This window comes from Bacillus siamensis, from assembly GCF_051628075.1.
Lineage (GTDB): Bacteria > Bacillota > Bacilli > Bacillales > Bacillaceae > Bacillus > Bacillus siamensis.
Genome location: NZ_CP155579.1, coordinates 113375 through 126246, shown reverse-complemented (window position 1 = coordinate 126246; position 12872 = coordinate 113375). Strand labels below are relative to the sequence as shown.

The window sequence follows — 12872 nt, the reverse complement described above, 5'->3', positions numbered from 1 at the left end:
CCGATGTCACTTGCCTTTATCAATCACAGACTATTCTTTCGTTACTGCGTCACGTTCAACGTCTGGAGATGCTGTTTCTTCCGGCGCTTCATCACCTGATAATGCAAGGCCGTCAGCTTGTTTCGCATCTTCCTCGTCTTCTAGATCTCTCATTTCTATTTCTTCTTCATCGCCTGAAAGGATTTTCACGTCCATACCTAAGCTTTGAAGCTCTTTGATCAATACTTTGAATGATTCCGGAACACCAGGCTCTGGAACATTGTCGCCTTTGACGATGGCTTCATATGTTTTCACACGTCCGACCACGTCATCGGACTTCACAGTCAGGATTTCTTGAAGCGTGTAAGCTGCGCCGTAAGCTTCAAGCGCCCAAACCTCCATCTCACCGAAACGCTGTCCGCCGAATTGGGCTTTACCGCCGAGAGGCTGCTGCGTAACAAGTGAGTAAGGACCTGTAGAACGGGCATGAAGTTTATCATCAACCATGTGTGCCAGTTTGATCATATACATGATTCCGACAGATACACGGTTGTCGAACGGTTCTCCCGTACGGCCGTCATAAAGCACTGTTTTAGCGTCTCTTGACATGCCTGCTTCTTCAAGTGTTTCCCACACATCTTCTTCACGCGCGCCGTCAAATACAGGTGACGCGATGTGAATGCCGAGGTAGCGGGCAGCCATACCCATGTGAAGTTCTAATACCTGACCGATATTCATACGTGATGGTACACCCAGCGGGTTAAGCATGATATCGATCGGCGTGCCGTCAGGAAGGTAAGGCATATCTTCTTCAGGAAGAATCTTCGAGATAACCCCTTTGTTTCCGTGACGTCCGGCCATTTTATCACCTTCAGAAATCTTACGTTTCTGAACGATATATACGCGTACAAGCTGGTTCACTCCCGGAGGAAGTTCGTCTCCGTCTTCACGGTTGAAGACTTTTACGTCGTGGATAATTCCGCCGCCGCCATGAGGCACACGGAGAGAAGTATCACGGACTTCACGCGCTTTTTCTCCAAAGATCGCATGCAGAAGGCGTTCTTCAGCCGTAAGCTCAGTTACACCTTTAGGCGTTACTTTACCTACGAGAAGGTCTCCGTCGTTGACTTCCGCGCCGATACGGATAATTCCGCGGTCATCAAGGTTGCGAAGCGCGTCTTCCCCTACGTTTGGAATATCGCGGGTGATCTCTTCCGGTCCAAGCTTTGTATCACGTGCTTCTGATTCATATTCTTCAATGTGAATAGATGTGTATACATCATCTTTCACAAGGCGTTCACTCATGATGATGGCATCCTCATAGTTGTAACCATCCCATGTCATGAAGCCGACCATTACGTTGCGGCCGAGAGCAAGTTCACCAAGCTCCATTGAAGGGCCGTCAGCAAGGATTTCTCCTTTTACTACTTCATCGCCGACACTGACGATCGGACGCTGATTGTAGCACGTACCTTGGTTGGAGCGGACAAATTTCAGCAAGCTGTACTTATCCAGGTTGCCTTTTACTTTTTGGCCGTCAATTTCTTCATAGCGGCGCACCCATACGTTTTTCGCTTCCACCCGTTCAACGATACCAGGGTGTTTACAAATAACGGCTGCACCGGAGTCTTTACCGGATACGTATTCCATACCCGTTCCGACGATCGGAGCTTCCGGCTGCATCAAAGGCACAGCCTGACGCTGCATGTTCGCTCCCATGAGGGCGCGGTTCGAGTCATCGTTTTCCAAGAACGGAATACATGCTGTCGCAGCAGATACAACCTGTTTAGGAGATACGTCCATGTAATCCACGCGGTTGCGGGCTACAACGGTGTTTTCCCCTCTGAAACGGGCTACGATGCTGTCATCCAAGAAAGAACCGTCATCGCTCAGCTTAGCGTTCGCTTGGGCTACGACATAGTTATCCTCTTCATCAGCAGTCAAGTAGTCGATTCTAGGCGTTACTTTTCCTGTTTCAGGATCAACGCGGCGGTATGGCGTCTCAATGAAACCAAAGCGGTTTACTTTCGCAAATGATGACAATGAGTTAATCAAACCGATGTTCGGGCCCTCAGGCGTTTCAATCGGACACATACGGCCGTAGTGAGAGTAGTGAACGTCACGTACTTCCATACCTGCACGCTCACGCGTCAAACCGCCCGGTCCGAGAGCTGACAGACGGCGTTTGTGCGTCAATTCAGCAAGCGGGTTCGTCTGATCCATGAATTGAGAAAGCTGTGAGCTTCCGAAGAACTCTTTAATAGACGCAATAACAGGTCTGATGTTAATCAGCTGCTGCGGCGTGATTGTATTTGTGTCTTGAATAGACATTCTTTCACGTACGACACGTTCCATCCGGCTTAAACCGATACGGAATTGGTTTTGCAGGAGCTCACCTACAGAACGCAGGCGTCGGTTTCCGAGATGGTCGATATCATCAGTGTCGCCCACTCCGTGCAAGAGGTTGAAGAAGTAGCTGATAGAAGAAATAATATCAGCAGGCGTAATGTTTTTAATCGCCTCTTCAATGTAAGCATTGCCGATCACATTGATCGTCTGCTCTCCTTCTGCATCAGTAGGAGCATAGATTTTAATGGATTGAAGCATCACTTCATCCTCGACAACGCCGCCGTTAGGATAAAGTTTTCTGAAGCCGATTCCATTTTCTAAGTATGGCAGTACTTTATCAAGTGTTCTTCTGTCAAGAATCTGCCCTTTTTCAGCGAGGATTTCACCTGTTTCAGGATCCACCAGTGTTTCTGCAAGGCGCTGGTTAAACAGACGGTTCTTGATATGAAGCTTTTTATTAATTTTATAGCGTCCTACATTCGCAAGGTCGTATCGCTTAGGATCAAAGAAACGGGAATCCAGCAAACTTTTTGCGTTTTCTACTGTAGGCGGCTCTCCCGGACGAAGGCGCTCATAGATTTCAAGAAGCGCTTTGTCACTGTTTTCAGTGTTGTCCTTATCCAGTGTATTGCGGAGATATTCGTTCTCACCAATGAGATCGAGAATCTCTTGATCGGAACCGAAGCCGAGAGCACGCAAAAGAACCGTAACCGGCAACTTACGTGTGCGATCAATGCGGACATACACAACATCTTTCGCATCAGTTTCGTATTCTAACCATGCGCCACGGTTTGGAATGACAGTCGCGGTAAAACCTTTTTTACCGTTTTTGTCTACTTTACCACTGAAATATACACTTGGAGACCGAACAAGCTGAGATACGATAACACGTTCTGCACCGTTGATGATAAAAGTACCGGTATCTGTCATAATAGGGAAATCACCCATGAAGACATCCTGGTCTTTTACCTCTCCAGTTTCTTTGTTAATTAAACGAACCTTCACTCTCAGCGGAGCTGAGTAAGTCACATCACGTTCTTTTGACTCTTCAACGGGATACTTAGGATCTCCTAAACTGTAGTCAATGAACTCAAGAGAGAGGTTACCAGTGAAATCCTCAATTGGTGATATGTCTTGAAACATCTCTCTAAGACCCTCATCAAGAAACCACTGATAAGAAGAGGTTTGAATTTCAATGAGATTTGGTAATTCTAACACTTCGCTAATGCGAGCATAGCTTCTGCGCTGGCGGTGTCGTCCATACTGAACTAGTTGACCTGTCAACTGATTCACCCCTCAAATCATGCGTATTATATGTGTAATAAGCATTCCTTACGATAAAGAAATACTTTTACAAGACAAAAGAAAAAAGGGTTTCTAATTAAGAAAACCACATCCAAAAACAAATACCGATTTTATTAGCATTTCCATGTTTGTATAATTTATACATGCACTATGATTATTCAGCATATCATGCAAAATATATACATTGGCATTTTACAATATTAACATAGCTGAAAATTCAAGTCAAACTTTTTTTGCTTTTATGATATAATAGCCTTTCTTTTTTTGAACGACGGAAACTTCGTCAAAAAGCTCCTTCAGTTTTTCAATGGCAGAAGGCCCGCCCTGTTTTTTCTGTATAACGATCCACAACTCACCTGAAGCCCTTAAATGCTCAGCGCTTTTTTCAAAAATGGCATGGACAACTTTTTTTCCGGCGCGGATTGGGGGGTTTGTAATAATAGAAGCAAATGTTTGAGCAGAATCAATATTTGAAAATAAATCACTCTGATAAATCCGAACGTTTTTTATTCCGTTTTTTTCTGCATTTTCATTTGACAGCTCTACGGCTCTTTCATTCACGTCAATCATGTGCACGGTCCGGTCTGTAAATTCACCGGCGAGCGACAGACCGATCGGGCCGTAGCCGCAGCCTGCATCCAGGAAGTCACCATCAACCTCAGGCTCTTCAAACGCTTCAATTAAGACACGCGAACCGAAATCAACTTCCTTTTTTGAGAAAACGCCGCTGTCACTTGTGAATGTATAAGATCTGTTCCGCAGTGTAAATGACCATGTCTGTTTATCGCTTTTGACTGAAGGTTTTTCTGAATAATAGTGTCCACTCATTATTAGAACCTCCTTTTTTAATGGCGCTTAAAGAAAAGCAAAGAAAAAGCCCGCCTCATAAAAGCGAGCTTCCCCTACAGGCAAGTGAAGATTACTTAACTTCTACAGAAGCGCCAACTTCTTCAAGTTTAGCTTTAAGCTCTTCAGCTTCTTCTTTCGCAATACCTTCTTTAAGTGGTTTTGGAGTGTTGTCAACAAGTTCTTTAGCTTCTTTCAAGCCAAGACCAGTGATTTCACGAACAACTTTGATAACTTTGATTTTCTGAGCACCTGCACCAGCAAGGATAAGGTCGAATTCGCTTTGCTCTTCAGCAGCGCCGCCAGCAGCAGCTCCGCCAGCTACAGCTACAGGAGCAGCAGCAGTTACGCCAAATTCTTCTTCGATTGCTTTTACTAGGTCGTTCAATTCAAGTACAGTTGCTTCTTTAACGGAAGCAATGATTTCTTCGATATTTAAAGCCATTTGAAATTCCTCCATTTGTTTTATTTTAGGGTAAAATCAGATTAAGCGCCTTGTTCTTCCTTTTGGTCTGCAACTGCTTTAGCTGCAAGTGCAAGGTTGCGAACTGGAGCTTGAAGTACGCTAAGCAACATAGAAAGTAAGCCATCGCGTGAAGGAAGTTCAGCAAGAGCTTTCACTTCTTCAACAGAAGATACTTTACCTTCGATAACGCCCGCTTTGATTTCCAGAGCTTCGTGGTTTTTCGCGAACTCGTTAAGAACTTTCGCCGGAGCGACAACATCTTCAGTACTGAATGCGATCGCATTCGGTCCAGTTAAGACATCATTCAAACCATCAAGTTCAGCTTGTTCAACCGCACGGCGAGTCATTGTGTTTTTGTACACTTTGAACTCTACGTTAGCTTCGCGAAGCTGTTTACGGAGTTCAGTTACTTCAGAAACGTTAAGTCCGCGGTAGTCAACGATGATCGTTGATTTGCTTTCTTTCAGTTTAGAAGCAATCTCTTCAACAACAACTTTTTTTGTATCAATTGCGCTGCTCATGGTTACACCTCCTGTAGATTTTGTGTAACACTTATACCGCTAGGTGATCACGACTGTGACGACGATTCCATATAAAAAGCCTCCATGTGGACATGGAGGCTGTATATACAAGCATACGTAACGTAATAGCTGTGATATATATACACCTCGGCAGGATATTAAGCCTTAACGGCCCCTGCTGTCTACGGTATAAATGACATATTATATTTTACAACATTTTGAATCATATCAGAATGCTGATCTAAAGTCAAATATTATTTTACGTTGAAAGTAGAAGCGTCTACTTTGACACCAGGGCCCATAGTAGAAGTAACGGCAACGTTTTTCACGTAAACACCTTTAGCCGCAGCCGGTTTTGCTTTCAGGATTGTATCATACATTGTTGTGAAGTTCTCAACAAGTTTTTCATCCTCGAAAGAAACTTTTCCGATCGGAACATGGATGTTACCAGCTTTATCAACGCGGTATTCAACTTTACCAGCTTTGATTTCGCCGATTGCTTTTTCTACTTCGAATGTAACAGTTCCTGTTTTAGGGTTTGGCATAAGACCTTTTGGTCCGAGCACACGGCCGATTTTACCGACTTCACCCATCATGTCAGGAGTCGCAACGATTACATCGAATTCGAACCAGCCCTGCTGGATTTTCGTGATGTAATCAGAATCGCCGACGTAGTCTGCACCGGCAGCTTCAGCTTCTTTTGCTTTTTCGCCTTTAGCGAATACAAGCACGCGCTGAGTTTTACCAGTTCCGTTAGGAAGAACGACTGCTCCGCGGATTTGCTGATCGTTTTTACGAGGGTCAACCCCTAAACGGAAAGCAACTTCAACTGTAGCGTCGAATTTAGCTGTGTTTGTTTTTTTAGTAAGCGCCACTGCTTCAGCGACGTCGTAAGCTTTTGCACGGTCTACAAGCTTCGCAGCTTCAACGTACTTTTTACCTTTTTTAGCCATTTTAAAATTTCCTCCTTATGTGGTTATAGCGGAATAACCTCCCACGAATAAGGGTTGCGAACTTGTGAAAACTCGCAACCCGACAAGAAACAAATTAATCCTCGATAACGATACCCATACTGCGGGCAGTACCTTCAACCATGCGCATTGCCGCTTCAACGTCTGCTGCGTTTAAGTCAGGCATTTTCGTTTCAGCGATTTCGCGAACCTTATCGCGCTTAACGGTTGCCACTTTATTACGGTTTGGTTCACCAGAACCAGACTCAATTCCAGCTGCTTTTTTAAGCAATACTGCAGCAGGCGGAGTTTTTGTAATAAATGTAAATGAACGGTCTTCGTAAACCGAAATTTCAACAGGAATGATTAAACCAGCTTGGTCAGCTGTACGAGCGTTAAACTCCTTACAGAATCCCATGATATTTACACCGGCTTGACCTAGTGCAGGTCCAACTGGCGGCGCTGGGTTAGCTTTTCCAGCAGGAATTTGCAATTTTACAACTTTTACTACTTTTTTAGCCACGAGACACACCTCCTTAAGTCCGTGATGTGGTAATAGGGTAAACCCTCCCACTCAAGGTTTCATTCTTTATATGAATGACGAAATATCAAGCTAGCTGCCTTGGATTAGTCCAAGACGTACCTTTGCTATATTATCATTAATATATAGCAATTTCAAGTTTTTTCACATTACAATTTGTCGATCTGGGTAAATTCCAGTTCAACCGGCGTTTCACGGCCGAACATGTTAACGAATACCTTCACTTTGCTCTTATCATAATCAATCTCTTCAATTGATCCTGTAAAGTTGGCGAATGGCCCGTCTATGACTTTGACTGTCTCATTCAATTCAAAATCAATGTCGGTTTTCCGCTCATCCATGCCCATCCGTTTTAAAATGGTTTCCGCTTCGCCAGGAAGAAGCGGAGTCGGCTTTGAGCCTGAACCGGCTGATCCGACGAAACCGGTAACGCCCGGCGTGTTGCGGACCACATACCAAGAATCATCAGTCATGACGATTTCAACAAGCACATAACCCGGGAACACTTTCTTTTTGACTACTTTTTTCTTGCCGTTCTTAATATCAGTCTCTTCTTCTTCAGGAACGACCACGCGGAAAATTTTATCCTGCATTCCCATTGATTCCACACGTTTTTCAAGGTTTGCTTTTACTTTGTTTTCATAACCGGAATACGTATGAACAACATACCAATTCTTTTCCATTCTATCAGGACTCTGCAGTCCTTCCCTCCCCGCATTTAAAAATGAAGTGTAAAACAAAAAATAGGCTCAGAGCCTATGAATCCTTTTTTCAACACAATAAAAAACCCGCTGAACGGGTTTTGGCAAACGATATTATGATCTATTATAGCACGTATTGCTGATCATTATTCAACTATTAAACGAATTAATTGAGAAATTCCTGTATCAAGGAGGGCAAAAAAGATAACAAAAAAGATAACCGTTGAAATCACCGTGATCGTATAGCGCGTTAACTCTTTGCCTTTAGGCCAGCTAACCTTTTTCATTTCTTTCCCAACATCTTTAAAGAAACTCATCATGCGCATGTAAAAGACCTCCACAATTTAAAAAGCGAACACTATTTTGTTTCTAAATGAGCTGTATGTGAATTGCAAGTGCTGCAGTACTTCTTAACTTCTAACCGCTCAGCCGCTGATGCAGAGCTTTTCATTGTCGTATAATTACGATTTCCGCATGTTTTGCATGCCAGCGTAATCTTTTTTCTCATGTCGATACACCTTTTCCTAAATAGACATTCATTTATCTTAATAAAATAGCACAGTCAGAAAAATTCTGTCAATATGACATAGAAACCCGCTACAGGCTGATTTCTCTTATTTCTAAATACTTCTCAAGCTTGCGCTTCACGCGCTGCAGGGCATTATCAATTGATTTTACGTGTCGGTTTAAGTCATCTGAAATTTCTTGGTAACTTCTTCCGTCCAAGTACAAAACAAGCACCTTTCTCTCCAGATCACTCAGCAGTTCTCCCATTTTCATCTCAATATCATCGAATTCTTCCTGATTAATAATCATTTCTTCAGGGTTTAACGTTTTTGCGCCCGAAATGACATCAAGCAGTGTTCTGTCTGATTCTTCATCAAAAATTGGCTTGTCTAAAGAAACATAAGAATTTAAAGGAATGTGTTTCTGACGGGTAGCTGTCTTTATTGCGGTAATAATCTGGCGGGTAATGCATAATTCTGCAAAAGCTTTAAATGAAGTAAGCTTGTCCTCCCTAAAGTCTCGGATAGACTTATATAAGCCTATCATCCCTTCCTGTACAATATCTTCTCTGTCGGCCCCTATTAAAAAATAAGACCTGGCTTTCGCCCGTACAAAATTACGGTACTTCGTAATCAAGTAATCTAACGCATCACTATCCCCAACATGAACCTTTTCAATGACCTGCTCGTCCTCCAACTGGCAAAACTGCACTTTGTTGAATTTTCCCTTGCTGTTCTGTAGATTCACTGCGATCCCCCCGGCGCACGTAGATAGAAATATTATACATTAATGGGCGAAAAAGCGTCAACCTAATCCAGGCCGCCGCGCCGCCACTTTTCAAACGTTTTCAAAACCTCTTCGGACAGTTCGATTTTACCCGGGGGTTTTTCGGAAGTGATCTCTGAAACCCGTCTTTGAATCCGGCGTTCTATCGCATCCACTTCCCTCAGCAGCTCCCGGGCGGATTTGCGGAGAGCCCCTTGTCCGAAAATCGCCCACTGCTCCGTGTAATCAGAGGTTGCGACATGAATCTGTGTCGCAATATTATTCAGCGCCTGTGCAAGCTTCTCAATCCGCTCATCCGCCGTTTCATTCTCCCGTGTGAAAATCACTTCGACTCTGTGATTCGTGTGTTTTTTCTCTATGCCTTTTACCAGATGTGCGTCAAACACCACAATGACTTTGATTCCCGTGTACGACTGATACTCCGCCATCTTCTGAATCAGCACATCTCTCGCTTCTTCAAAACTGTTCGCTTTTAAATCCTTTAGCTGCGGCCAAGCTCCGATCATGTTGTATCCGTCTACTAATAGGATGTCCATTTGTCTTTATTCCCCTAAAGGATTGCGTTTCCGGTAGACTTCATACATCAGAAGGCCGGCCGCTACCGATGCATTCAGAGACGTGACTTTTCCGGCCATCGGAAGCTTAATGAGAAAATCACATTTCTCTTTCACAAGACGGCCCATTCCTTTGCCTTCGCTTCCGATAACGAGCGCCAAAGGCATTTTGCCGTCCATAGAGCGGTAGTCTTCCCGGGCGGATGCATCCGTTCCCACGATCCAAATGCCCCGCTCCTTCATCTCATCAAGTGTCCGGGCAAGATTGGTCACCTTCACGACAGGAATATGTTCAATGGCACCGGTCGATGCTTTTGCGACTGTTGAAGTCAGCCCGACCGCTCTGCGTTTCGGAATCACGATGCCGTGCGCGCCGACAGCGTCAGCCGTTCTCATGATAGAACCGAGATTATGAGGGTCTTCCAGCTCGTCCAATATGAGAAAGAAAGGCTGTTCGTTTCTCTGTTCCGCTCTTTTATATAATTCGTCTAATTGTGCATATTCATATGCCGCCACCTGGGCGACAACTCCCTGATGCTGCCCCTCCACCATCTGATCGAGTTTTTTTCTCGGCACAAATTGAATGGTGACGCCGCGCTTTTTAGCAAGTTCCATCACTTGCTGCGCCTGTCCTTTTACCGTGTTTTCCGCCATCCATAACTTATAGAGTTTGCGATCCGACTTTAACGTCTCAATTACCGCGTTTTTTCCTATGACGTAATCATGTTGCTGACTCATTTGTTTTCCTCCCTGACGTCCCGACTTGTATAGCTTCTGTAATCAGCTGATTCAGTCTTTCTTCTCTTTTCTCAAGAAAAAGATATCCGAGCAAAGCCTCAAAAGCTGTACTATGGCGGTACGTCTGTACATCTGTGTTTTTAGGCGTCGTCCCTGATTTCGCGTTTCTTCCCCTTCTCACCACAGCTTCCTCTTCCTCCGTGAAAAAGGATTCTTCCTGAAGGCGGAACAGAATGTCTGCCTGTGATTTTGCCGATACGATCCGGCTCGCCTTCTTATGAAGGTCATTCGGTTTCGTATGGCCCTGCTTAAGCAGGTGATGCCGGACATATATTTCAAAAATGGCATCACCCATATAAGCGAGCGCAAGACCGTTTAACTGCTTTGAATCTTTGATTTGTTCAAATTGAAGCATCCGCTTACTCTCCCCGCTTCCAGCGAGTTCCCTGAGCCGTATCTTCAAGAATGATATTCATGCTTTTCAGCTGATCGCGAATCTGGTCTGACAAAGCAAAATCGCGATTGCGGCGGGCTTCATTTCTCTTCTCGATCAATTCTTCAATCTCTTCATCGACAAGCTCTTCTTCGCCGAGCGTAAGTCCGAGAACGGATCCGATTCGGTCAAACATGCTGATGAAGGCTTTAATGACGTGATCCGCCGTATTGTCCTCCTGCATGTAGTAGTTGGCAAGCTTCGCCAAATCAAACCAGACAGAAATCGCATTCGCCGTATTAAAATCATCATCCATCGCTTCTTCAAATGCAGCGCGGTGCTCTTCGATTTTAGCGAGCCATTCATCATCATTGTCAGTCAGATTCGTGCTGCTAATCAAACGATGGTTTAAATTGCTGTAGGCCGTCTTCAGGCGGTTAAACGCGTTTTTTGTTTTCTCAAGCAGCTCTTCCGAATAGTTGATCGGGTGGCGGTAATGAACGGACAGCATGAAAAATCTCAAAAGCTGCGGGTCATACTGCTTAATGATATCGTGCACCAAAACAAAGTTGCCGAGCGATTTTGACATTTTTTCATTATCTATATTGATGTAACCGTTGTGAAGCCAGTATTTTGCGAATGTCTTGCCTGTTAATGCTTCAGATTGGGCGATTTCGTTCTCATGGTGCGGGAATGTCAGGTCCTGACCGCCGGCATGAATATCGATTTCGTCACCCAAATATTTTTTCACCATTGCCGAGCATTCAATGTGCCAGCCCGGGCGGCCTTTTCCCCAAGGGCTATCCCATGAAATTTCTCCGTCTTTGGCGGCTTTCCAAAGAGCAAAGTCCAGCGCATCCTCTTTCTTCTCACCGACACGGATACGGGCGCCCGATCTGAGTTCATCAATTGATTGCTGTGAAAGCTTGCCGTAGCCTTCGAAGGCTCTTGTTTTGAAATAGACGTCGCCTTCCGATTCATAAGCGTAGCCTTTTTTAATCAGCTCGCTGACAAATTCAATAATGGCGTCCATGTTCTCCATAACCCGAGGGTGAAGGTCCGCTTTCCGGCATCCGAGGGCGCCCACATCTTCAAAATAAGCTTTAATAAACCGCTCAGAAACGGTCGGAACGTCCTCGCCGAGCTCATTAGCCGCCTTAATCAATTTGTCATCAACATCTGTAAAATTCGATACGTATTGAACATCGTATCCCTTATACTCCAAATAGTTGCGTACGGTATCATACACAATCGCAGGACGGGCGTTTCCGATATGAATATAGTTGTATACAGTCGGTCCGCACACGTACATTTTTACTTTTCCTTCCTCAAGAGGAACGAATGTTTCCTTTTTCCGTGTCAATGTATTATAAAGTGTAATGGTCATTTTTGGTTGATCCTTTCTTTTTTATCTTCCAGTTCAGCCTGCAGCTCAAAAATCTGCTGCTCCAATGCTCTTAACCGGTCAGCAACCGGATCGGGCAAGTCTTGGTGATTGAGATCGCGTTTGATCTTTCTTCCGTTCTGAATGACGACTTTTCCAGGTATGCCGACAACGGTTGAAAAGTCGGGAACATCACGCAGCACAACGGAGCCGGCCCCTACTTTAGAGCCTTGCCCGACTGTTATAGAGCCGAGCACCTTCGCCCCCGTTGCAATTAAAGCATCATCTTTAATGGTCGGATGCCGCTTTCCCTTTTCTTTTCCCGTTCCCCCGAGAGTGACACCTTGGAATACCGTCACGTTATTGCCGATTTCACATGTTTCCCCTATGACGACTCCCATACCGTGATCAATGAAAAACCTTCTCCCGATGGTCGCGCCGGGATGGATTTCAATTCCGGTAAAGAAACGGGCTATCTGTGATATCAGGCGCGCAAGGAAGAAAAATCTCCGTTTATATAAAGCATGTGCAATCCGATGCGCCCATATAGCATGTAAACCAGAATAAGTTAAAACAACTTCAAAATAGCTTCTTGCTGCCGGATCTTGATCGAACACTGTATCTATGTCTTCTTTTAGCATTTTAAAAAACACATGCTTCCCCCCATTCTCTCCCCGCTCCAGTCTGTTTTTCCGCCTATAAAAAAAGCGCCTCTGCATGTAAACATGACAGAGACGCTTTTACCGCGCGGTTCCACTCTGTTTGAAAAACAAAACGCTGTTTTCCCAACTTTAAAGCCGGTAACGGCGGCG

General features: G+C 44.6%; 15 protein-coding genes and 2 other annotated features (1 of these 17 cut by a window edge). All 15 genes read right to left on the bottom strand.

Going from position 1 to position 12872, the window contains the following annotated elements; translation table 11 throughout:
• Positions 1 to 30: 30 nt before the first annotated feature.
• Entirely contained in the window at positions 31 to 3612 is a 3582-nt protein-coding gene (gene rpoB, locus ABDB98_RS00685) for a DNA-directed RNA polymerase subunit beta (RefSeq protein ID WP_003156440.1), read from the bottom strand.
• A 243-nt stretch (positions 3613 to 3855) separates the two neighbouring features.
• A complete protein-coding gene (locus ABDB98_RS00680; protein ID WP_438421081.1) occupies positions 3856 to 4461 on the bottom strand; it encodes a class I SAM-dependent methyltransferase in 606 nt (201 codons plus the stop codon).
• Between the two features lie 91 nt (positions 4462 to 4552).
• Positions 4553 to 4924, bottom strand: coding sequence for a 50S ribosomal protein L7/L12 (gene rplL, locus ABDB98_RS00675; RefSeq protein ID WP_045927006.1), 372 nt, complete (start codon positions 4922 to 4924; stop codon positions 4553 to 4555).
• A gap of 41 nt (positions 4925 to 4965) precedes the next feature.
• Positions 4966 to 5466 (bottom strand): 50S ribosomal protein L10, encoded by a 501-nt coding sequence (gene rplJ, locus ABDB98_RS00670; RefSeq protein ID WP_003156433.1) that lies wholly within the window; start codon positions 5464 to 5466, stop codon positions 4966 to 4968.
• A 63-nt stretch (positions 5467 to 5529) separates the two neighbouring features.
• Positions 5530 to 5672: a sequence feature (ribosomal protein L10 leader region), on the bottom strand.
• Between the two features lie 48 nt (positions 5673 to 5720).
• Entirely contained in the window at positions 5721 to 6419 is a 699-nt protein-coding gene (gene rplA, locus ABDB98_RS00665; RefSeq protein ID WP_045514073.1) for a 50S ribosomal protein L1, read from the bottom strand.
• A 94-nt stretch (positions 6420 to 6513) separates the two neighbouring features.
• Entirely contained in the window at positions 6514 to 6939 is a 426-nt protein-coding gene (gene rplK, locus ABDB98_RS00660; RefSeq protein ID WP_003156430.1) for a 50S ribosomal protein L11, read from the bottom strand.
• 167 nt (positions 6940 to 7106) lie between these two features.
• Entirely contained in the window at positions 7107 to 7640 is a 534-nt protein-coding gene (gene nusG / locus ABDB98_RS00655; protein WP_003156423.1) for a transcription termination/antitermination protein NusG, read from the bottom strand.
• A gap of 164 nt (positions 7641 to 7804) precedes the next feature.
• Entirely contained in the window at positions 7805 to 7984 is a 180-nt protein-coding gene (gene secE, locus ABDB98_RS00650; protein ID WP_003156422.1) for a preprotein translocase subunit SecE, read from the bottom strand.
• A gap of 32 nt (positions 7985 to 8016) precedes the next feature.
• Positions 8017 to 8166 (bottom strand): 50S ribosomal protein L33, encoded by a 150-nt coding sequence (gene rpmG, locus ABDB98_RS00645; protein ID WP_003156421.1) that lies wholly within the window; start codon positions 8164 to 8166, stop codon positions 8017 to 8019.
• Between the two features lie 89 nt (positions 8167 to 8255).
• Positions 8256 to 8912: an RNA polymerase sporulation sigma factor SigH gene (gene sigH, locus ABDB98_RS00640; RefSeq protein WP_003156415.1), complete on the bottom strand. Its 657-nt coding sequence runs from the start codon at positions 8910 to 8912 to the stop codon at positions 8256 to 8258.
• Between the two features lie 62 nt (positions 8913 to 8974).
• Entirely contained in the window at positions 8975 to 9487 is a 513-nt protein-coding gene (rae1, locus tag ABDB98_RS00635; protein WP_438421080.1) for a ribosome-dependent mRNA decay endonuclease Rae1/YacP, read from the bottom strand.
• A 6-nt stretch (positions 9488 to 9493) separates the two neighbouring features.
• Positions 9494 to 10243, bottom strand: coding sequence for a 23S rRNA (guanosine(2251)-2'-O)-methyltransferase RlmB (rlmB, locus tag ABDB98_RS00630; protein ID WP_438421079.1), 750 nt, complete (start codon positions 10241 to 10243; stop codon positions 9494 to 9496).
• The gene (locus tag ABDB98_RS00625) at positions 10227 to 10658 is read right to left on the bottom strand and encodes a Mini-ribonuclease 3 (protein ID WP_016935909.1); all 432 of its coding nucleotides are present in this window, start codon (positions 10656 to 10658) and stop codon (positions 10227 to 10229) included. The genes rlmB and ABDB98_RS00625 overlap by 17 nt, the downstream gene beginning before the upstream one ends.
• A 4-nt stretch (positions 10659 to 10662) precedes the next feature.
• A complete protein-coding gene (gene cysS, locus ABDB98_RS00620; protein WP_016935910.1) occupies positions 10663 to 12063 on the bottom strand; it encodes a cysteine--tRNA ligase in 1401 nt (466 codons plus the stop codon).
• Positions 12060 to 12713, bottom strand: coding sequence for a serine O-acetyltransferase (cysE, locus tag ABDB98_RS00615; RefSeq protein WP_007410393.1), 654 nt, complete (start codon positions 12711 to 12713; stop codon positions 12060 to 12062). Before cysE ends, cysS begins: the two co-directional genes overlap by 4 nt.
• Before the next feature lie 74 nt (positions 12714 to 12787).
• Positions 12788 to 12872 (bottom strand) — a binding site (T-box leader) (it continues 149 nt past the right edge of the window).